This is a genomic window from Pseudomonas sp. EB271-G4-1, assembly GCF_058791355.1.
Genome location: NZ_JBYTEO010000045.1, coordinates 1 through 18,618, shown reverse-complemented (window position 1 = coordinate 18,618; position 18,618 = coordinate 1). Strand labels below are relative to the sequence as shown.

At 58.1% G+C, this 18,618-nt stretch carries 21 protein-coding genes and 1 tRNA gene; 11 read left to right on the top strand and 11 right to left on the bottom strand.

Annotated elements, in window-relative coordinates:
• Window positions 1–13: 13 nt before the first annotated feature.
• The 5 genes from AC3WWR_RS21105 (at window position 14) to AC3WWR_RS21085 (ending at window position 3,701) form a co-directional block, all read left to right on the top strand.
• The gene (locus tag AC3WWR_RS21105) at window positions 14–1,231 is read left to right on the top strand and encodes a type II secretion system F family protein (RefSeq protein WP_033039523.1); all 1,218 of its coding nucleotides are present in this window, start codon (window positions 14–16) and stop codon (window positions 1,229–1,231) included.
• 1 nt (window position 1,232) lies between these two features.
• A complete protein-coding gene (locus AC3WWR_RS21100) occupies window positions 1,233–2,105 on the top strand; it encodes a prepilin peptidase (RefSeq protein ID WP_020798604.1) in 873 nt (290 codons plus the stop codon).
• Window positions 2,102–2,725: a dephospho-CoA kinase gene (coaE, locus tag AC3WWR_RS21095; RefSeq protein WP_033039521.1), complete on the top strand. Its 624-nt coding sequence runs from the start codon at window positions 2,102–2,104 to the stop codon at window positions 2,723–2,725. The genes AC3WWR_RS21100 and coaE overlap by 4 nt, the downstream gene beginning before the upstream one ends.
• A complete protein-coding gene (yacG, locus tag AC3WWR_RS21090) occupies window positions 2,722–2,922 on the top strand; it encodes a DNA gyrase inhibitor YacG (protein WP_020798606.1) in 201 nt (66 codons plus the stop codon). Before coaE ends, yacG begins: the two co-directional genes overlap by 4 nt.
• A gap of 218 nt (window positions 2,923–3,140) precedes the next feature.
• Window positions 3,141–3,701, top strand: a complete 561-nt coding sequence (locus AC3WWR_RS21085; RefSeq protein ID WP_020798607.1) for a hypothetical protein — start codon at window positions 3,141–3,143, stop codon at window positions 3,699–3,701.
• Window positions 3,702–3,722: 21 nt separating this feature from the next.
• On the opposite strand, the gene AC3WWR_RS21080 is transcribed toward AC3WWR_RS21085, so the two are convergent.
• From AC3WWR_RS21080 to AC3WWR_RS21060, 5 genes are read right to left on the bottom strand one after another with little or no spacing between them, the layout of a single operon-like run.
• Window positions 3,723–4,040: a cytochrome C oxidase subunit IV family protein gene (locus AC3WWR_RS21080; RefSeq protein WP_033039536.1), complete on the bottom strand. Its 318-nt coding sequence runs from the start codon at window positions 4,038–4,040 to the stop codon at window positions 3,723–3,725.
• 13 nt (window positions 4,041–4,053) lie between these two features.
• Complete coding sequence (locus tag AC3WWR_RS21075; protein WP_033039518.1) at window positions 4,054–4,758, bottom strand: heme-copper oxidase subunit III family protein; 705 nt, start codon at window positions 4,756–4,758, stop codon at window positions 4,054–4,056.
• A 6-nt stretch (window positions 4,759–4,764) separates the two neighbouring features.
• Entirely contained in the window at window positions 4,765–5,457 is a 693-nt protein-coding gene (locus tag AC3WWR_RS21070; protein WP_020798610.1) for a cytochrome c oxidase subunit 3, read from the bottom strand.
• Window positions 5,454–7,229: a cytochrome c oxidase subunit I gene (ctaD, locus tag AC3WWR_RS21065; RefSeq protein WP_020798611.1), complete on the bottom strand. Its 1,776-nt coding sequence runs from the start codon at window positions 7,227–7,229 to the stop codon at window positions 5,454–5,456. The genes AC3WWR_RS21070 and ctaD overlap by 4 nt, the downstream gene beginning before the upstream one ends.
• A gap of 48 nt (window positions 7,230–7,277) precedes the next feature.
• Window positions 7,278–8,738 carry a cytochrome c oxidase subunit II gene (locus tag AC3WWR_RS21060; RefSeq protein WP_033039513.1) on the bottom strand — a complete coding sequence of 487 codons (1,461 nt, stop codon included), beginning with the start codon at window positions 8,736–8,738 and terminating at the stop codon, window positions 7,278–7,280.
• Window positions 8,739–8,918: 180 nt separating this feature from the next.
• Between AC3WWR_RS21060 and AC3WWR_RS21055 the strand changes: the two genes are divergently transcribed.
• Window positions 8,919–9,260 carry a hypothetical protein gene (locus AC3WWR_RS21055; protein ID WP_492599032.1) on the top strand — a complete coding sequence of 114 codons (342 nt, stop codon included), beginning with the start codon at window positions 8,919–8,921 and terminating at the stop codon, window positions 9,258–9,260.
• A 20-nt stretch (window positions 9,261–9,280) separates the two neighbouring features.
• On the opposite strand, the gene AC3WWR_RS21050 is transcribed toward AC3WWR_RS21055, so the two are convergent.
• Together AC3WWR_RS21050 and AC3WWR_RS21045 are read right to left on the bottom strand one after the other, a co-directional pair.
• Window positions 9,281–9,970 (bottom strand): energy-coupling factor ABC transporter permease, encoded by a 690-nt coding sequence (locus tag AC3WWR_RS21050; RefSeq protein WP_020798615.1) that lies wholly within the window; start codon window positions 9,968–9,970, stop codon window positions 9,281–9,283.
• Between the two features lie 76 nt (window positions 9,971–10,046).
• Window positions 10,047–10,979 carry a LysR family transcriptional regulator gene (locus tag AC3WWR_RS21045; protein ID WP_020798616.1) on the bottom strand — a complete coding sequence of 311 codons (933 nt, stop codon included), beginning with the start codon at window positions 10,977–10,979 and terminating at the stop codon, window positions 10,047–10,049.
• A gap of 120 nt (window positions 10,980–11,099) precedes the next feature.
• On the opposite strand from AC3WWR_RS21045, the gene AC3WWR_RS21040 reads away from it, so the two are divergent.
• Complete coding sequence (locus AC3WWR_RS21040; protein WP_033039509.1) at window positions 11,100–11,342, top strand: DUF2790 domain-containing protein; 243 nt, start codon at window positions 11,100–11,102, stop codon at window positions 11,340–11,342.
• A 13-nt stretch (window positions 11,343–11,355) separates the two neighbouring features.
• Here the strand turns inward: AC3WWR_RS21040 and AC3WWR_RS21035 are convergent, their stop codons facing one another.
• From AC3WWR_RS21035 to AC3WWR_RS21025, 3 genes are read right to left on the bottom strand one after another with little or no spacing between them, the layout of a single operon-like run.
• Window positions 11,356–12,624: an OprD family porin gene (locus tag AC3WWR_RS21035; RefSeq protein ID WP_248676999.1), complete on the bottom strand. Its 1,269-nt coding sequence runs from the start codon at window positions 12,622–12,624 to the stop codon at window positions 11,356–11,358.
• A 17-nt stretch (window positions 12,625–12,641) separates the two neighbouring features.
• On the bottom strand, window positions 12,642–13,859 hold the full coding sequence (locus AC3WWR_RS21030; protein ID WP_492599031.1) for a benzoate/H(+) symporter BenE family transporter: 1,218 nt from the start codon (window positions 13,857–13,859) through the stop codon (window positions 12,642–12,644).
• Entirely contained in the window at window positions 13,856–15,223 is a 1,368-nt protein-coding gene (locus AC3WWR_RS21025; RefSeq protein WP_020798620.1) for an aromatic acid/H+ symport family MFS transporter, read from the bottom strand. Before AC3WWR_RS21025 ends, AC3WWR_RS21030 begins: the two co-directional genes overlap by 4 nt.
• Before the next feature lie 221 nt (window positions 15,224–15,444).
• Between AC3WWR_RS21025 and AC3WWR_RS21020 the strand changes: the two genes are divergently transcribed.
• From AC3WWR_RS21020 to AC3WWR_RS21005, 4 genes are read left to right on the top strand one after another with little or no spacing between them, the layout of a single operon-like run.
• Window positions 15,445–16,071, top strand: coding sequence for a DUF1780 domain-containing protein (locus AC3WWR_RS21020; RefSeq protein ID WP_003228301.1), 627 nt, complete (start codon window positions 15,445–15,447; stop codon window positions 16,069–16,071).
• Window positions 16,068–16,595, top strand: a complete 528-nt coding sequence (locus AC3WWR_RS21015; RefSeq protein ID WP_033039503.1) for an MOSC domain-containing protein — start codon at window positions 16,068–16,070, stop codon at window positions 16,593–16,595. Before AC3WWR_RS21020 ends, AC3WWR_RS21015 begins: the two co-directional genes overlap by 4 nt.
• A gap of 52 nt (window positions 16,596–16,647) precedes the next feature.
• Window positions 16,648–16,821 (top strand): DUF3094 family protein, encoded by a 174-nt coding sequence (locus tag AC3WWR_RS21010; RefSeq protein ID WP_020798622.1) that lies wholly within the window; start codon window positions 16,648–16,650, stop codon window positions 16,819–16,821.
• 60 nt (window positions 16,822–16,881) lie between these two features.
• Window positions 16,882–18,180: an NAD(P)/FAD-dependent oxidoreductase gene (locus AC3WWR_RS21005; protein ID WP_020798623.1), complete on the top strand. Its 1,299-nt coding sequence runs from the start codon at window positions 16,882–16,884 to the stop codon at window positions 18,178–18,180.
• A 195-nt stretch (window positions 18,181–18,375) separates the two neighbouring features.
• On the opposite strand, the gene AC3WWR_RS21000 is transcribed toward AC3WWR_RS21005, so the two are convergent.
• Window positions 18,376–18,452: transfer RNA gene (locus AC3WWR_RS21000), tRNA-Pro, on the bottom strand.
• Window positions 18,453–18,618: the final 166 nt, after the last annotated feature.

Genomic DNA, 18,618 nt, shown 5'->3' with positions numbered 1-18,618 from the left:
GCAAGGACTGAACATGGCAGTCAAGGCAGCAAGAACCAGTGTGTACACCTGGGAAGGCACAGACAGGAAAGGTACGAAGGTGACGGGCGAATTGAGCGCCCAGAACCCGGCAATGATCAGGACGAAATTGCGCAAGCAGGGCATCAACCCCGGCAAAGTGCGCAGGAAAACCACGTCGATTTTCAATCTGGGCAAACGTATCAAGGCCCAGGACATCGCCCTTTTCACCCGGCAAATGGCAACCATGATGAAAGCCGGCGTGCCGTTGTTGCTGTCTTTCGACATCATCGGTGAAGGCTTCGATAACCCGGCCATGCGCAAGCTCGTTGATGAGGTGAAACAGGAAGTGGCGGCGGGCAATAGCTTCGCCACCGCCCTGCGTAAAAAACCGCAATATTTCGATGAGTTGTACTGCAACCTGGTAGACGCCGGGGAGCAGGCTGGCGCGCTGGACACGCTGCTGGAACGGGTGGCGACCTACAAGGAGAAAAGCGAAAGTCTCAAGGCGAAAATCAGGAAAGCCATGACCTACCCGCTGATCGTGGTGTGTGTTGCGATCATCGTGACTGGCATCCTGCTGGTCGAGGTGGTGCCGCAATTCGAATCGGTGTTCAAGGGCTTTGGCGCTCAATTGCCGTCCTTTACCTTGATGGTCATCGACCTGTCGCAATTCATGCAAGCATGGTGGTGGATGCTGCTGGGCGTACTGGTCACGGCTGCTTTCGCTGTACGCCATGCCCTGAAAACCTCGCAAGGTTTTCGTGACCGAATGGACACCTGGCTGCTGAAACTGCCGCTGGTGGGGACCTTGATGTACAAGTCCGCCGTGGCCCGTTTCGCCCGCACGCTGTCGACGACCTTCGCCGCTGGCGTGCCGCTGGTCGAGGCCTTGGAATCGGTGGCCGGCGCCACCGGCAACATCGTGTTCAAACGCGCGGTGTTGCGCATCCGACAGGACGTTGCGACGGGTATGCAGCTGAATTTTTCCATGCGCACTTCCGGTATTTTCCCGAATATGGCCATTCAGATGACCGCCATAGGCGAGGAGTCGGGCGCACTCGACGACATGCTCGACAAGGTGGCAGGTTTCTACGAAGACGAGGTCGACAATATGGTCGACTCCCTCACCACCCTGATGGAACCGTTCATCATGGTGGTGCTGGGTGTTATTGTCGGCGGCCTGGTGGTCGCAATGTACCTGCCCATCTTCCAACTCGGCTCAGCGATCTGACATGCCCTTGAACGATATGCTTACCCACTACCCACTGGCTTTCGTCGTCATCGCCGGGGTGGTCGGCCTGCTGGTCGGCAGCTTCCTCAACGTACTGGTGTGGCGCCTGCCGAAGATGCTTGAGCGCGAGTGGCGCGTGCAGGCCCATGAGATCCTCGGGCTGCCCGGCGAAACGTCGCTGCCGACTTTCAATTTGATGCTGCCGCATTCCCAGTGCCCACATTGCGGCCACCGGATTCGCGCCTGGGAAAACATTCCAGTGTTCAGCTTCATGTTCCTGCGCGGGCGCTGTTCCGCCTGCGCAACGCCGATCAGCAAACGCTATCCATTGACTGAGCTGGCCTGCGCCCTCCTGTCGGCGTTCATTGCCTGGCACTTCGGCTTCGGCTGGCAAGCCGGCATGGCAATGCTCCTGACCTGGGGCTTGCTGGCCATGAGCCTGATCGACGCCGAGCATCAACTATTGCCCGATGTACTGGTGCTACCGCTGATGTGGCTGGGGCTGATCGTCAACAGCCTCGATCTGTTCGTCCCATTGCCTGAAGCGTTATGGGGTGCAATTGCCGGCTACATGGCGCTGTGGACGGTGTTCTGGGTGTTCAAGCTGATCACCGGCAAGGACGGCATGGGGCATGGGGATTTCAAGCTGCTGGCGATGTTTGGCGCCTGGGGCGGTTGGCAGATCCTGCCGCTGACGATCGTCTTGTCATCCCTGGCGGGTGCGATCATCGGCGCGATTTACCTGCGCCTTCGCAAGGCACAAACAGCGACGCCTATCCCTTTTGGCCCCTATCTGGCCATTGCCGGCTGGATTGCCTTGCTCTGGGGTGGTCAAATAACCGCCTTCTATTGGCAGTTTGTCGGTCTGAAATGAATAACCCTGTGGAAAAACCCTGGATTCTCGGCTTGACCGGCGGCATTGGCAGCGGCAAAAGTGCGGCGGCCCAACATTTCATCGACCTGGGCGTGCATGCGGTCGATGCCGATCATGCCGCTCGCTGGGTGGTGGAACCCGGTCGGCCGGCGCTGGCAAAGATTGCCGAACACTTCGGTCCGGGGGTGTTGCAAGCCGATGGGCAACTGGACCGCGCCGCGTTGCGTAAACTGATCTTCGAAGTACCGGAGCAACGCCTCTGGCTGGAAGCCTTGTTGCATCCGCTGATCGCCGAAGAGATTGCCCATCACCTGGCGCTGGCAAAATCACCTTACGCGATCCTGGTTTCGCCACTGCTGATTGAATCCGGCCAGTACGCCATGACCCAACGGGTCCTGGTGATCGATGCCCCCGAACAGCTGCAGATCGAACGCACCCTGCGGCGTGACCAGACCAGCGAACAGCAGGTCCAGGCGATCCTCAAGGCCCAGTCCAGCCGTCAGGATCGCCTAAGCCATGCCGACGACGTAGTGGTCAACGACCGCGACCTCGCCTGGCTGCACAGCGAGGTCGAACGCCTGCATCACTTTTACCTTACTTTGCGTGGAGGCCAGTCATGAGCCAGATTTCAACCGTCGAATGCCCAACCTGTGGTGCCCCTGTCGAATGGAGCCCCGAGAGCAAATTCCGGCCGTTCTGCTCGGACCGGTGCAAGCTGATCGACCTAGGCGCCTGGGCGTCGGAAGAGCACAAGATTCCAGTGGCCCCGGATGCCGAGGACGAAATGTTCAGCGGCGATTTCGACCCGCGCCACTGATCCGGATCATCAGGGGCCTGGCCTGTGCCAGGGAGTGAGCCAGGCCTTGACTTTTAGAGCTTGCGCCCCGAAATCCGGCTTATTAGCGAATGCTATACTTCTCTCGAATTGCATGAATGTGCAACGTTCCCCACGGGTACCGTTACCGACGGCAAAATCTCGGTTATTGGCTGCAGGACAAAGGAGGTTCACCGCCAACACGAGATGGGAGGTGTGGCATGAATCGACACTATTACATCAGTGACAATCTCGACGATCTTGAAGCCGTTGAAAATGAGCTGGAAGCCAGCGGCATCAATTCCGAACAAATTCATGTGCTCAGTGAACAGGTTGCTGATGTTGAACAACATCACCTCCACGAAATCAGCTCGTTAATGGAACAGGACGCCGTTCACTCTGGTGAGATTGGTGCGGTGGTCGGTATCCCACTCGCAGCAGTGGTCCTGGGTGGCGCCTATTGGATGGGCTGGACCGAATCCGCCGCAGGCTGGACACCCTTCGTCTTCCTTGCCGTGGTTGTTTTGGGCTTCTGCATCTGGGAAGGCGGCTTCTTTGGATTCCAGGTGCCGAACTCTCACTTCCGCAATTTCAAGCAGGCGGTGCATGAGGGCAAGCACATCTTCTTCGTGGATGTTGAGCCGAATCAGGAAACGGTACTGGACCAGGTCATCGGACATCATCCCATGCTGGAAATCGCTGGCACGGGAGCGGCAGCACCCCACTGGACAGTAGCCTGGCAGCACAAATGGCATCAGTTCAAGCGAGTGATATCAGGTTAACTGCCGAAGACTGATGGCCGCTTATTGGCCAAAGAAGATGACCCGACTGAGGAAAATATAATCCGCCTCGGTGGCCATCAGTCCGACGAGCACCAGCAGACACAACGGTGGCACCAATATGGCGTAGACCAGTGCCAACCGTTCCCAAGCCATGTGCATGAAGATGGAGACAATCAGGCCTGCCTTCAACAACATGAACGTAATAATCAGGGCCCACCTGAGATAGCCGTGAAAATGGAAATAGTCGACAAGGTACGAGAGTGTGCTGAGGACGAATAACAGTCCCCAGATTTTCAGGTACAAACTGATTGGATGTTGCTGACCTTGAGCATGCGCCATCATCCGTGCTCCTCTACCACAAATAGAAGAAAGCAAAAATAAACACCCACACCAAGTCCACGAAGTGCCAATAAAGCCCGGCTATCTCGACGTTCTGATAGTTGCCGGAGCGCTCATAATCTCCGCGCAATACCTTCATCGCCACAATGCTGAGGTAGATGGCGCCGATGGATACATGCAGTCCGTGGAAACCGGTAATCATGAAAAAGCTGGCACCAAATTGCGCCGCCCCCATGGGGTTTCCCCAAGGGCGCACCCCTTCTGCGATGAGCTTGCTCCATTCAAAGGCCTGCATGCCGACGAAGGTCACCCCCAAGGCAGCGGTCGCCAGCATCAGGGCCGTGGTTTTCACGCGATCACGGCGATAGGCGAAATTGACGGCCATGGCCATGGTGCCGCTGCTACTGATCAGCACAAAAGTCATGATGGCGATCAGGATAAGCGGGATTTCCCTACCGCCGATCGTCAATGCAAACACTTCACTGGGATTGGGCCAGGCGTCGGTGATGGTCATGCGTACCGACATGTAGCCGGTCAAGAAACAGGTGAATATGAACGTGTCGCTCAGCAGGAATATCCACATCATCGCCTTGCCCCAGGGGACCTGTTTGAAGGCGTCTTTATCCGAGGCCCAGTCGCTGGCGATGCCCTGCCATCCCGGTGCAGGCAACGGGCTTGTTGGATCCGACTCGACTGGGGCTTGTGGATGCGCTGCCATGGTTTTTCACCTCAGGCCGCAGAGTCTGGCGATGGTTTCATAGGTTTGCGGCGTGCTGGTCAGTAGCGCGAACAGCACGAACCAAAGACCCAATAGGTAGTGCCAATAGATGGCACAGAGCTCTACGCTGGCGCTGAGTTGCGGCAACGGCACCTGACGCAGGAACTTGCCGACGGTCCTGCCCCAGGCCACCAACCCGCCCAACAGGTGGAGGCCGTGCACGCCAGTCAGCAGGTAGAAGAAACTGTTGGCTGGGTTACTGGCGACAAAGTAGCCCCAGGCGACGAACTGCTGCCAGACCCAGAGTTGCCCCGCCAGAAAGGCAATGGCAAATCCTCCCCCTACTACAAAAGCAATGACCGTTGCGTCCATTCGAGCCCGGCGGGCGGCCATGCGCGACCACTGCAGAGAGATGCAACTCAATACCAGAAAAGCCGAATTCACCCACAATTGCCAAGGATTGGCCAACGGCGCCATGGGCTCTGTCAGGGGTAGCCAGTCGGCCATTTGCGAGCGGGCGATAAAGGCGAGCAGGAAGAGAAAGAACAGCGAGCTCACTACTGCCAGAAACAGGCGCAGGCCGGTTTTTGCAACGTGGCTTCTATCGGCACCCTCGCCGGCCTGAATACCTTCAGGATCGCGATTCCAACTGCCGCCGGGGTCAGCGCCATCGGCATTTCTCAATAGCAGTCTGTTCATGTCTTGACGTCCGCTATCCTGGTGCCCTCGCTGCGTTGCCGCATTTGCTCCAGTTCCTCGGCGGAGACCGTTTGCGGCACGAAATCCTGGTCTATCCCTGGCACGCTGTAGTCATAGGGCCAACGATGCACGACTGGCAGTTTCTCGCCCCAGTTACCGTGTACCGGCGGTGTGTCCGGTGTTTGCCATTCCAGACTGGCCGCGCCCCAGGGGTTACTGCCTGCGGGTTTACCCTTGAATACACTCCAGGCCATGTTGAACACGAACAGCAGTTGGGAAACACCGACGGTCAATGCAACCACCGTAATGAAGGCATTCAACTCGTGCGCCGACTGTGGAATGAACGCGTAGTTGTCATAGGCGTAGTAGCGGCGCGGCATCCCCTGGAAGCCCAGATAGTGCATAGGGAAAAAGATCGCGTAGGTGCCCAGAAAAGTTATCCAGAAATGCAACTTGCCCAAGGTGTCGTTAAACATGCGCCCGGTGACTTTCGGGAACCAATGGTAAATGCCGCCGAACACCACCAACACCGGTGCGACCCCCATGACCATATGGAAGTGGGCGACGACGAAATAGGTGTCCGAGAGCGGAATATCGACGATCACATTACCCAGGAACAATCCGGTCAGGCCGCCGACCAGGAAGGTGACGATAAAGGCCAGGGCGAACAGCATCGGTACGGTGAGATGGATGTCGCCCCGCCACAGGGTCAGTACCCAATTGTAGACTTTCAGTGCCGTCGGCACGGCGATGATCAAGGTGGTGACGGCGAAGAAAAAGCCAAAGTAGGGGTTCATGCCGCTGACATACATATGGTGCGCCCAGACCACAAAGCTGAGTACGCCGATCGCAATGATGGCCCACACCATCATTCGATAACCGAAGATATTTTTACGCGCATGGGTGCTGATCAGGTCGGAGACCAGGCCAAACGCGGGGAGCGCAACGATGTAGACCTCCGGATGGCCGAAGAACCAGAACAGGTGCTGGAACAATATCGGGCTGCCGCCCTGGTGATCGAGTTGCTGCCCCAGCGAGACCATCGCCGGCATGAAGAAACTGGTGCCCAGGAGTTTGTCGAACAGCATCATGACCGCACTGACAAACAACGCCGGGAACGCCAGCAAGGCCATGATCGATGCCATGAAGATGCCCCACACCGAAAGCGGCATGCGAAACAACGTCATACCGTGCGTGCGCGCCTGCAACACCGTGGTGACATAGTTCAATCCACCCATGGTGGCGGCGACAATAAAGATCGCCAATGAGATGAGCATCAGCACGATGCCCCACTCGAACCCAGGTGTGCCCTGGCTGATCGACTGCGGCGGATAAAGCGTCCAGCCCGAACCGGTGGCGCCGCCCGGGACAAAGAAACTGGAAAGCAACACCACTACCGCCAACAGGTAGAACCAGTAACTGAGCATGTTGACGTAGGGGAAGACCATGTCGCGGGCGCCCACCATCAACGGGATCAGATAGTTACCGAAGCCCCCCAGAAACAAGGCCGTCAGCAAGTAAATGACCATGATCATGCCGTGCATGGTCATCGCCTGATAGTAAGTACTGGCATCCATGAACGCCAAACTGCCGGGGAAGCCTATCTGCATGCGCATCAAGCCGGACAACACCACGGCGATAAGCCCCACGAACAGCGCCGTCAAGGAATACTGGACGGCGATGACCTTGTGGTCCTGACTCCAGATGTATTTGGTCAGGAAACTCTTGGGTTCGTGCAGTGCTTCTGTTTCGGCTTGCTCCGCATAAGCCATCACGTCATCCTCCTGTCGAAGTTTCAGTGCATTCCTGGCTGTTTACGGCTACTTCCCTGGTTGCGCCTTGCTCGCATCGGCATTGGCTTTGGATTTGATAAGGGCGATCAGTGCGTTCAACTCCTGATCAGTCGGCGTAAAGGCCGGCATGACGGCGGCATAGCCTTTGACGATCCTGGCGCCGGGATTGAGGATCGAATCCTTTAGATAACCCTCGTCGACCTTGATACTCGATCCGTCGGCAAGCGTCACTGTCGAGTCATACAGGCCCTGCCAGCTGGGGCCGACACCCTTGCTGCCATCGACGCTGTGGCAGGCCAGACAGCCGAGCGACTCGGATAGCCGCTGCCCCTGAGTCGCCAAGTCGTCCCCCCTGTCCAGTTTTTCGCTGGCAGAAGGTTCCTGCTGCGCGCCGCCCAGTGATTTGATCAGGGTGACGACAGCCGTCAGTTCATCGTCATTGAGAGTATAGGCTACCATCACCGGCGGGTAGCCCTGCACCAGGCGGGCCTGCGGCTTGAGAATCGACTCTTTCAGGTAAGCCTCATCGACCAGCGCACTGCTGCCGTCGGCAAACTGTTCAGTGCGACCGTACAGCCCCTTCCAGGTCGGACCAAGACGGGTACTGCCATCCTGGCTATGGCAGGCACTGCAGCCGTATTGTTCGACCAACTGGCGACCTTTTTCCAGCACGCTGTCCTGACCTGGTTTCGCAGTGCTCACCAAGGTCTGCGCAAAGGTCGGTTGGCCGCTCAGCCATTGATCAAAGGCGCCCTGCTCCTCCACGATCATCTGGCCGCGCATGTTGTAATGGCCTACGCCACAAAACTCAGCGCACAGGACCTCATATTTGCCGGTTTTAGTTGGAGTAAACCAGAAGTAAGACACCATCCCTGGCACCATATCCATCTTGCTGCGAATTTGCGGGATATAGAAATCATGCAACACATCTTTAGAACGAAGTAAAACTTTTACCGGCCTATTCAGCGGCAATCGGATTTCATTATTTTTTATAAGTATATCGTCCTGTCCGGCAGGGTCCTTGGGATCAATGCCGAGGGGATTGATGGCATCGACAAACTTGATATCCGACCTACCCAGCTTCCCATCCTGCCCGGGAAAACGATAGGTCCACTGCCACTGTTGAGCAACGACTTCAAGTTCATAAGCCTCTTTCGGCACCCGGATGAACTCGTTGTAGACAACCAGGCCTGGCGCCAACATGGCGGCGATACCGATCGAGGTCACTACAATCAACCAGAACTCCAACTTTTTACTTTCCGGCTGGTAGTGCGCCCTGGCGCCTTCCTTATGGCGATACCGCATTATGGCGACTGCCATGAATACCGTAATGGCGATGAAAAATATTCCGCTAATGATCAAAGTAATGAACAGTGTGGTGTCTATTGATCCCCAGTTGGAAGCGGGCGGTGCTGCATGCCAAGGCGCTAGTACATGAAAGAGCACTGAGGCAATAACGATTAGAATCAAGATAATTGCTATCGCCATTTCTCTTCATCCTATTCCTGTTGTTCGTTGGTTATGCGCAAGCATCGCCACTGACGTCCAGGCACGACAGGCAACTACCACCCGCGGTGGTAAAGTCATTGCAAAGTATAGGTCGGCAAGCGAAACCCGGTTGGCGGCTATACTCAATTGCAGTCCAGCAGCCCCGATGGAGGATTCGTCATGAGTGACCTGACGCTCGAAGGCAGGTGGAAACCCAGCGCCGACCAAAAATCCGAACCAATAGGTGAGATACGTTTTTACGTCGACGGCCCTCTTCATCTACGGCTGGAGGAAGCGGAAGAACGCTTGCAGAAGACCCCTGGGTTGAAAGAAGTCATGGTCGATGTCGACATGGACACATTGAACCTGGACTTGCCAGAGGGTTACGGCCCCTTGTCCGACTGTCAGATGCGCGTGTATTTGCACTACGAGCGTGGTCAGTTCCATCTGGTCGGACACCGGGCGAGCGATGGCAGCCTGATCTATTCCAACGTGGTTCTGATTGATCAATTGATCGATTGAAACGGCGGATTTGAAAGGACTCAAGACTTGGGATCGTCGTCCTTCCAGGGCGCCGAGAGGTAGCGCGTGCGATTGAAAGTTTCGAGCCACTCGGGGGAGAACACCACCAGCGCGCTGACCACCATGCCGTTGATGAACGCCTCCGGAAAAATGAGCAGCCACAGGTAGCCGATGAAGTCTTCGAGCCAGTAAGGCATGGCAAAACGCTCGTCGTACCACAACAATGTCAGCGATAGCACCAGGCACAGCAACGCTGTAAGGGCTGCGGCGAAAAAACCGGAAACGAAGATGTACACGAAGGGATTTCTGGGCTGCGCGCGCTCCACCAGAATCGCACAGCATTCGGTGATCAACACTGGCAATAAAATAAACAGCGCGCCATTGACCCCCATGGCCACAAGGTCCTGACGGCCCAGCAGCACCAGTCCCGTCTGCGCCACCAATCCACCAACGATTGCCAGCGGCCAGTCGAGCAACAGCGTCACCGCGGTCATGCCGATGAAGTGATAAGACACGCCGGTATCGAAATCGCGCCGCACCAGCCACAACGCAAAGAGCGCAAACACCGTGCCGAACAGCAAGTGCTGGCGACGGCTGTCGCTGAACAGCTCGACCCAGGACACTCGCGCAACGGCCCAGATCAGCACCGGCACATAGATCAGCCACCCCACCGTGAGGGTTTCAGGTGACAGCAACTCGGCACCGATCATGACAGGACACACTCCCTTGGCTTGCCAATAGAGAACAGGCCTTCAGTCTACACCGCCCTTTGCCGCCCCCTCGACTTCATGCCCAATGCCGGGGATCGTTAATCACCGCTTCATGTTCGGCGAACAGCTTGGGCAGCTCAGCCTTGAGAAAATCCACCCACGTACGAACCTTGGCATCGAGAAAGCGTCGCGACGGATACACCGCATACACATTGCGTTGACGCGGCCGATAGTCCGGTAGCAAACGCAACAAGGTGCCATCGCTCAAGGGCCGCGTGGCGGTGTAGAACGGAATCAGGCTGATGCCCATGCCGGCTTCCGAAGCCTTGACCATCGACTCGGCAACATTGCACTGAAAAGTCCTGGACGGGCTGACCGCATGCTCGCCCTCCTCGTCCTGAAACACCCACTGATCGCTGTACAACGGGTCGAGCATGCGCAAGCACTGATGATCGTCCAGCACCCGCGGATGGTCCGGCACACCCCGGCGTTGCAGGTATTGCGGGGAAGCACAGGGCACGCTGTAGAACTGCCCGACGGCCTGGGCGACCAATTGCGAATCGGCCAGTTCGTGGGCAGTCGAAATCACCACGTCGTGCCCTTCCTCCAACGGATCGGGATTGCGCTGCGACAGGGTTAGCTCGAACACCACATCGGGATAAAGCTCGCTGTAGCGAGCAATCAGCGGCGTGATCAGCACCCCCAGGCCGTTCATGCTATGCACCCGCAACCGACCGCTTGGCTTGAGATGCGCACCGCGAGCCTCTGCGGTCGCCTCCTCCATTTCCTCAAGTATCAGACGACTGCGCAGCAGGAATCGCTCGCCGGCCTCGGTCAGGCTCAAGCGCCGTGTGGTGCGCTGCAGCAGGCGGGCTTGCACATGCTGCTCCAAGTCCGCGACCAGGCGCGAGACTTGCGCGGTGGACAACTCCAACGCATCGGCCGCGGCGGTGAAACTTGCGCAGTCGACGACACGGACGAACACGCGCAAGTTGTTAAGCAAATCCATGAGCCCTCCAGGCTGGGTGACTGTTACGTTTCATGTAAGGCTGTATCAGGCGTTCGCCCCTTTATCCAGCGGTGGCAAAGACTAGACTTTACCCATCGAATCCACATGGAACTCGCCATAATGAAAACCTTGATCAGCCTGTTTCTGACCCTCGTCGCCACCTCGGCCATGGCCGCTGAAAACGAGCCCCTCGCTGTCCTGTACAACCCGGCGCAGCCGCTGGACATCGCCAAGGTGGTTTCGGTGTCAGACACTGCGACCGCCTGCGGGGTTGTACCAGCGACCATGGTCTATATCGATCATCAGGGCCAGACCCGCCGCGTGACGTACAACGTCATCGGTGATTGCACCAGCAGCCTGTGATCCGCCTTGGCAATTAGAGCAGCGTCCAGGTGTAACTCAGGATCAAGCGGTTTTCATCGATATCACTGCGGTAGTTGGAACGCGCCATTGCATTGCGCACACGGATACCGAGGCCCTTGAGGCTGCCGCTCTGCAGCACATAGCCGATGTCCAGGTCACGCTCACGATCCTTTCCCTCATAGCCCTTGCCGGTATCGACATTGTTGCCGCTGATGTAGCGCAGGGTGCTGGTCAACCCCGGTACTCCCAGGGCCGCAAAGTCATAGTCATAACGCGCCTGCCAGGAGCGCTCGTCGGTGGAGGCAAACTCGTAGGTCGGTACTTCGTTGCCCAAGGGCGAAATGTTGGCAAATACCCGCGGGAAGGCACTGTCTCCGAACATGCCCTGATAGCCGACATAAAAAGTGTGACCGCCACGCTTGGCCGACAGCAGCGAAAAGAATGCCTGATTGTCGATGTTGCCCAGCAATTTCTTGCCGTCCTCGCGCGAATCGAAGTAGCCGAGGTTCGCCCCCAATATCCAGTCGCCCGTCGGCTGGCTGTGCTTGAGCCCCAGGAAGCGCTGGTTGTAGATATCTTCCAGCTGCCCGTACCAGGCGCTGACCGAGCTGCGTTTATCGTTGAAGGCGTAATCGGCCCCGGCAAAGTTGAAACCGTCACTGCTGACTTGACGCTGCGGCACATGGCCGAGCATGGCTTGCATCTTTTCGTCACCGGCTTCGTTGCGCAGGCTGGTCGAATTCAAATGGCCGGCCTGCAATGTCAGGCCATTGATCTCATTGGAGCTGATACTTGCCCCCTGATAGCTGGGCGGTAGCAGCCGGATATCACTGAACACCAGCACCGGCAGGTTGGGTTGCAATTCACCCGCCTTCAGTTCGGTTTTGGAGTAGCGCACCTTCAAGGCGCCCTCCAGGCGGCTGTAATCGTTCGCCGCACGCCCGTCATCCTGCACCGGCAGCAAACCGGTATTGACCCGGTCCGGGCTGCTGTCGAGCTTGAGGCCGAGCAGGCCGATGACATCCACGCCGAAGCCGACGGTGCCCTGGGTATAACCGGATTTGACGTTGAGAATGAATCCCTGCGCCCATTCCTCGGCCTTCGATTGTTGATTGGCCCCGACGATGTCGGAATAGTCCCGGCTGAAGTAGTAATTGCGCGCTTGCAAGGTGGCCGTGGTGTCTTCGATAAAACCACTCTCGGCGGCCATCGTGCCGGTGGAGAAACTCGAGACGACAGCCATGGACAACACTGAACCGGTTGTTGGGAGAATCTGTTTCATCGTTTTTTCTCTTATTTTTATTGATCGACAGGTTGAAGTGCTTCTGCAGTGGACTCACTGCGCGAGACGGAGCGGCAGGCGTTCAATATCAAGTGGGTGGCCATGCCGAAAATCAGTCCCCAAAAAGCCGCGGACAACCCAAACAGCGACATACCCGAGGCTGTGGTGAGAAAGGTCACCAGCGCGGCTTCGCGATCGGTTGGCACCGCCATCGCGCCCGCCAGCGCTCCAGCAATCGCAGCGAACAGCGCCAATCCGGCGAGGGCCGCGATCAGTTCCTTGGGGAATGCCGAAAACAGTGAGACCAGGGTGGCGCCGAAGATCCCCAGCACCAGGTAACACAGGCCACCCATCACCCCGGCCACGTAACGCTTGCCAGGGTCTTCGTTGGCTTCGCGGCCAGTGCAAATAGCCGCGGTAATCGCTGCCAGGTTCAGCCCGTGGCAACCGAACGGTGCCAGCAGGGCCGTGCCCAATGCGCTGCTGGCGATGATCGGGCCCGATGGCGTGGCGTAACCACTGGCGCGCAGCACCGCCATGCCAGGAACGAACTGGCCAGTCAGCGCCACCATCACCAGCGGCAAGGCGATGTTCAGCGTCGCGCTGAGGCTGAACGCCGGAGTGATCCACACCGGCGTGGCCATACCGACGACCAACGCCTCGCCATGCAGATCTCCGGCGAGCAATGCCATCGAGCAGCCCACCAGCAGGACCATCAGCACCGCATAACGCGGCATCAGTCGTTTGCAGATCAGGTACGTGGCAAACATCGCCAGCACCAGCAACGGCTTACCCTGCAACGAGACAAACAACCCGGTGCCGAAGCTGAACAGAATCCCCGCCAGCATCGCTGCCGCCACCGCTGCCGGCAGCTTGCCGATGATCCGGTCGAACGCCCCCGACACCCCGACCAGGAAAATGATCAGGCTGCTGACCAGATAGGCGCCCACCGCTTCCGGCAAGGAGATCCCTGGCAACAGCGCCACGAGCAACGCCGAACCGGGTGCCGACCACGCGATGATCACCGGCACGCGGTAACGCAAACTCAGACCGATGCCAAGCACGGCGCTGCCGATGGAAATCGCCCAGACCCACGACGACAGCACTTCGCGCGACAGGTGCGCTGCCTCGGCGGCCTGGAAAATAATCACCAGGGGGCCGGCGTAGGAAATCACGGTGGCGATGAACCCGGCGACGGCCGCAGACAGGGAAAAATCCCGCAGCAAGGTTTTCATGAAGCCTCGCCGACAGCTCCGCCAGACGAGCCCTGCTGATCATCCAACAGGGATTGTCGGGCACTGCGCCGACTGCTGATGGCGAACACCGTCATGGCAATGGCGGCAATCGCACCAGGCAAAGCAAACGCCATGAAGTTCAGTTGTAGCGGCAGGCTGATCCCGAGCAAAGCGCCACCCAGCAGTGGTCCGACGATCGCACCATTGCGCCCGATGCCCGAAGCCCAGCCAAGACCGGTGGACCGAATGTTCATTGAGTAGAACTGGGCAGCGCAGGCGTAAAGCAGAATCTGCGAGCCGATGGTGGTGGCACCCGCGACAGCGATCAGCAAGTACAACACCGGCATCGGACTATTGAAGCCCAACAGGGTGATCGACACCGCCGCCATGGCAAAGAACACCGATAGCACACGCGGCAGATTGAGCTTGTCACCCAGCACACCGCCGCCAACTGCGCCGAAGATCGCGCCGAAATTCAGCACCAGCAGGAACGACAGGCTCGAGCCCAGGCTGTAACCGGCGTTGGCCATCAGTTTCGGCAGCCAGGAGCTCAAGGCGTAGACCATCAGCAGGCAGCAGAAAAACGCCAGCCACAACATCAACGTACGCAGTGCACGGCCCTCGCGGAACAACTGCAACACCGGGGTCCCGGTGCCCTTCACTTCACTCATGTGCAACTGGTCATCGGCCTCTGCGACGTAGGCCGGGTCGATCCGCTGGAGAATGTTGCGAGCTTCGTCATTGCGCCCCTGGCGCAGCATGAACCCCACTGACTCGGGCAGGAAATACATGATCAGCGGCAACAGCAGCAACGGCAGGACCGCCACATAGAACACCGACTGCCAGCCGAAACTCGGGATCAGCACTATACCCAGGCCGGCGGACAGCATGCCGCCCACCGAGTAGCCGCTGAACATGATCGCTACCAGGGTGCTACGGATTTTTTTCGGCGCGTATTCGTTCATCAACGCCACGACATTGGGCATCACGCCACCAATGCCCAGTCCGGCAATGAAGCGGCAAAGACCAAACTCAGTGGGGTTTCGGGCGAACCCGTTGAGCACGGTGAAACCACTGAAGAGCATCACGCAGATCGTGATGGCTTTCTTGCGGCCGATCCTGTCCGACAGCGGACCGAAGAACAGCGCACCGAACATCATGCCGAACAGTGCATAGCTGCCCAACGCCCCCGCTTGCAGAGGGCTGAGCCCCCACTCTTTCATCAGCATCGGCAAGACCACGCCGTAGATCACCAGATCGTAACCGTCGAAAATGATGATCAGGGCACACCAGAACAGCACCATCCAGTGGAAGCGGTTGAACCGAGCATTGTCGATAACCTCATGTACGTCGATCTTGCGCATGGCATTCATCTCTTGTTGTTGTTTTTTTCAGGAGCAGCGGAAGCACGGCTCACGTCCGTACAGCCGAGGGTAGAGTCAACAGGCTCGGGTCAATATCCGCATCGCGCAGACCACTATCCGTTTTGTGCAGCGCCCTGAACCGGGCTGGGAGGCGCGCGCAATTGCCCCTCTCCGATAAACTGTCTTCTTTACAATCGCATTTGAGCGCTAAGCTTGGGCGTATGGATGATTCAGATTACTTACGCCTGCTGACCATTGCGGCCGAGCAAGCCAACGCGTTCCTGTCCAATGCCCGCAAATGGGAGCGCGAGCGTTGGGTCTGCCAACGCCTGCTGCAAGGCTTGAACATTCCCTACCGGGCCGACGAATTTGCTCCGGCGGGAGAACCGCCGGACGTGTTGTTTCGCGACGCCAATTTCGAGGTGTTCTTCGTGCTCGACGAGGGCCGACGCCTCAATGATGAATGGCGCGACGAATTGCAGAGGCGGCGCAGTGCGTTCTCCCTGAGCCAGCTGGTACGGCGCGAAGCCAAGCCCCGCCGCATACCGGCCAACGAGTTCTTGTTGCGGCTGGCGCCGACCTTGCGCAAAAAAGCACACAACTACAAAGAGCGCGGCATGGACCTGGGCGAGCTTGACATCATTGCCTTCGCCAGCCTCAAGCGTGAAGTGCTGGACCTCAACAGTCATTTCCCACCGCCCACCGAATACCTGCGCCAGGGCTGGCGCTCGCTGTCACTGGTGGGCCCGACCTTCGCCCGCGTGCTGTTCGCTCATCCCGATGCGCCGGATTTCCTGCGCAGCAACCTGGGACGCAGCATCGTGTTCGACGTCGGGATCAGCCTGTGAGCCCATTGCAGGAACTGATTGCCGAAGTACCGCAGATCGGCCGCGTACGCTGGATTGGCGTGCGCCCGGAACGTCACGTGCCAATGATCGAACTGGAGGCCGTGGAAGCGCGACTGGAGGCCGGCTTGACGGGCGATCGCGCCCGCCCCGGCGTGCGCAATGCGCGGCAGGTGACGCTGATTCAGTGGGAGCATCTGGCAGTGATCAGTTCGCTGATGGGCCGCCCGGACGATCAACCGGTCAAGCCTGAAGATTTGCGGCGCAACCTCGTTATCAGTGGCATCAACTTGTTCAGCCTCAAGGGCCGGCGTTTTCGCATCGGCCAGGCGATTTTCGAAACCACTGGCTGGTGCCAGCCCTGCGCACGCCTGCAGAACAACCTGGGCCCGGGGACCTTTCAGGCCGTGCGCGGGCATGGCGGAATCACCGCCCGAGTGCTACAAAGTGGCATCATTCGCCTGGACGACAGGGTGAGCGTCGAGCCCCTAACTGACAGCGGCTATGCTCCGTTCAACGTTCGTTGAGTCTGCCTGTAGCTTCTTAACCTTCAGCAACGTCTACCTGACGAGGCCTTTTATGACCAGCCGCCTGAACCCCGAAGACCAAAAGCATGTCGAAGCGTATCTGCAACTGTCCCAACACCAAGTCGAGCGCCGGCCTTTCCGGCCGTGGATGCTCCTTGTGCTGGTATTGGCAGTGACCATTGGCCTGGGCCTGTTGAGCCGACTTATCAGTTACCTGACGCTATGAGCTGCTTGGCGCTCGCTCGGGTAATTGCACCGATTTCTTTTAGCCTTGCGAGATATCCCCATGACTCATCGTATTGTCATCGTTGGCGGCGGCGCCGGCGGTCTGGAGTTGGCTACCCGTCTGGGTAAGACTCTGGGCAAACGCGGCACGGCCAGCGTGATGCTGGTCGACGCGAACCTGACCCACATCTGGAAACCGCTGTTGCACGAGGTCGCGGCCGGGTCGTTGAACTCGTCCGAAGACGAACTCAACTATGTAGCCCAGGCAAAATGGAACCACTTCCAATTCCAACTGGGGCGCATGAGCGGGCTTGATCGCGCCAATAAAAAAATCCAGTTGGCCGCCACTTATGATGACGCCGGCCTGGAACTGGTGCCTGCCCGGGAAGTGCCTTACGACTCGTTGGTGATTTCCGTCGGCAGCACCACCAACGATTTCGGCACCCAGGGTGCAGCGCAGCACTGTCTGTTCCTGGATACCCGCAAACAGGCCGAGCGCTTCCATCAGCAGTTGCTCAACCACTACCTGCGCGCCCATGCGGGGCAGACCGACAAGGTCGAGCAGATCAGTGTCGCCATTGTCGGTGCCGGTGCCACCGGGGTCGAACTGGCCGCCGAACTGCATAACGCAGCCCATGAACTGGCGGCTTATGGCCTGGATCGGATCAAACCGGAAAACATGCACATCACCCTGATCGAAGCCGGGCCTCGCGTGCTACCGGCCCTGCCGGAACGAATCGGCGGCCCGGTGCATAAAACCCTGGAAAAACTCGGGGTCAATGTCATGACCAACGCCGCCGTCAGCGAGGTGACGGCCGACAGCCTGATCACCGTAGATGGCAAAGTGATCAACGCCAGCTTGAAAGTCTGGGCCGCCGGGATTCGTGCGCCAGGGTTCCTCAAGGACATCGATGGCCTCGAAACCAACCGCATCAATCAACTGCAAGTGCTGCCGACCCTGCAAACCACTCGTGACGAGAACATCTTCGCCTTCGGTGACTGCGCGGCCTGCCCGCAACCGGGCACTGATCGCAATGTGCCGCCACGCGCCCAGGCGGCGCATCAACAGGCGTCGTTGCTCGCCAAGTCACTGAAACTGCGGATCGAAGGCAAGCCTCTGCCTTCTTACAAGTACACCGATTACGGATCGCTGATCTCGCTGTCGCGTTTTTCGGCTGTGGGTAACTTGATGGGTAACCTGACGGGTAGCGTCATGCTGGAAGGTTGGCTGGCGCGGATGTTCTACGTGTCGCTGTACCGCATGCACCAGATGGCGCTATACGGGCCATTTCGCACTGCGATGCTGATGCTGGGCAGCAAGATTGGGCGCGGGACAGAGCCGCGCCTGAAATTGCACTGATCAAGCTGCTTTATGTAGGAGCGAGCATGCTCGCGAAGAACCTGAGAGCGCCGCGTTAAACCAGAAACGCTGCGTTTTCGTTAACGATCTTCGCGAGCATTCGAGCGTCGACCGGCTGCTCCTACAGTTGATCCGCGGCAAGCAATTAGCAGGCAAAAAAAATCCCCGTATCTTTCGATACGAGGATTTTTAATATGGTCGGGGTAAGGGGATTCGAACTCCTGACATCCTGCTCCCAAAGCAGGCGCGCTACCGGACTGCGCTATACCCCGGTAAAAAAAAGGCACCTTTGAAAGGCGCCTTCTGCGAACAGAGCTTTTGGCGTCTGATCTTAAGATTCGATTCCAGCGTTAACTGGTTTCAAAAATGGTGGGTCGTGTGGGATTCGAACCTACGACCAATTGGTTAAAAGCCAACTGCTCTACCAACTGAGCTAAC

What these genes read in the sequence shown, in the direction of transcription:
- AC3WWR_RS21105 (WP_033039523.1), top strand. Translation starts at nt 14, where the DNA reads ATGGCAGTCAAGGCAGCAAGAACCAGTGTGTACACCTGGGAAGGCACA.
- AC3WWR_RS21100 (WP_020798604.1), top strand. Translation starts at nt 1,233, where the DNA reads ATGCCCTTGAACGATATGCTTACCCACTACCCACTGGCTTTCGTCGTC.
- coaE (WP_033039521.1), top strand. Translation starts at nt 2,102, where the DNA reads ATGAATAACCCTGTGGAAAAACCCTGGATTCTCGGCTTGACCGGCGGC.
- yacG (WP_020798606.1), top strand. Translation starts at nt 2,722, where the DNA reads ATGAGCCAGATTTCAACCGTCGAATGCCCAACCTGTGGTGCCCCTGTC.
- AC3WWR_RS21085 (WP_020798607.1), top strand. Translation starts at nt 3,141, where the DNA reads ATGAATCGACACTATTACATCAGTGACAATCTCGACGATCTTGAAGCC.
- AC3WWR_RS21080 (WP_033039536.1), bottom strand. Translation starts at nt 4,040, where the DNA reads ATGGCGCATGCTCAAGGTCAGCAACATCCAATCAGTTTGTACCTGAAA.
- AC3WWR_RS21075 (WP_033039518.1), bottom strand. Translation starts at nt 4,758, where the DNA reads ATGGCAGCGCATCCACAAGCCCCAGTCGAGTCGGATCCAACAAGCCCG.
- AC3WWR_RS21070 (WP_020798610.1), bottom strand. Translation starts at nt 5,457, where the DNA reads ATGAACAGACTGCTATTGAGAAATGCCGATGGCGCTGACCCCGGCGGC.
- ctaD (WP_020798611.1), bottom strand. Translation starts at nt 7,229, where the DNA reads ATGGCTTATGCGGAGCAAGCCGAAACAGAAGCACTGCACGAACCCAAG.
- AC3WWR_RS21060 (WP_033039513.1), bottom strand. Translation starts at nt 8,738, where the DNA reads ATGGCGATAGCAATTATCTTGATTCTAATCGTTATTGCCTCAGTGCTC.
- AC3WWR_RS21055 (WP_492599032.1), top strand. Translation starts at nt 8,919, where the DNA reads ATGAGTGACCTGACGCTCGAAGGCAGGTGGAAACCCAGCGCCGACCAA.
- AC3WWR_RS21050 (WP_020798615.1), bottom strand. Translation starts at nt 9,970, where the DNA reads ATGATCGGTGCCGAGTTGCTGTCACCTGAAACCCTCACGGTGGGGTGG.
- AC3WWR_RS21045 (WP_020798616.1), bottom strand. Translation starts at nt 10,979, where the DNA reads ATGGATTTGCTTAACAACTTGCGCGTGTTCGTCCGTGTCGTCGACTGC.
- AC3WWR_RS21040 (WP_033039509.1), top strand. Translation starts at nt 11,100, where the DNA reads ATGAAAACCTTGATCAGCCTGTTTCTGACCCTCGTCGCCACCTCGGCC.
- AC3WWR_RS21035 (WP_248676999.1), bottom strand. Translation starts at nt 12,624, where the DNA reads ATGAAACAGATTCTCCCAACAACCGGTTCAGTGTTGTCCATGGCTGTC.
- AC3WWR_RS21030 (WP_492599031.1), bottom strand. Translation starts at nt 13,859, where the DNA reads ATGAAAACCTTGCTGCGGGATTTTTCCCTGTCTGCGGCCGTCGCCGGG.
- AC3WWR_RS21025 (WP_020798620.1), bottom strand. Translation starts at nt 15,223, where the DNA reads ATGCGCAAGATCGACGTACATGAGGTTATCGACAATGCTCGGTTCAAC.
- AC3WWR_RS21020 (WP_003228301.1), top strand. Translation starts at nt 15,445, where the DNA reads ATGGATGATTCAGATTACTTACGCCTGCTGACCATTGCGGCCGAGCAA.
- AC3WWR_RS21010 (WP_020798622.1), top strand. Translation starts at nt 16,648, where the DNA reads ATGACCAGCCGCCTGAACCCCGAAGACCAAAAGCATGTCGAAGCGTAT.
- AC3WWR_RS21005 (WP_020798623.1), top strand. Translation starts at nt 16,882, where the DNA reads ATGACTCATCGTATTGTCATCGTTGGCGGCGGCGCCGGCGGTCTGGAG.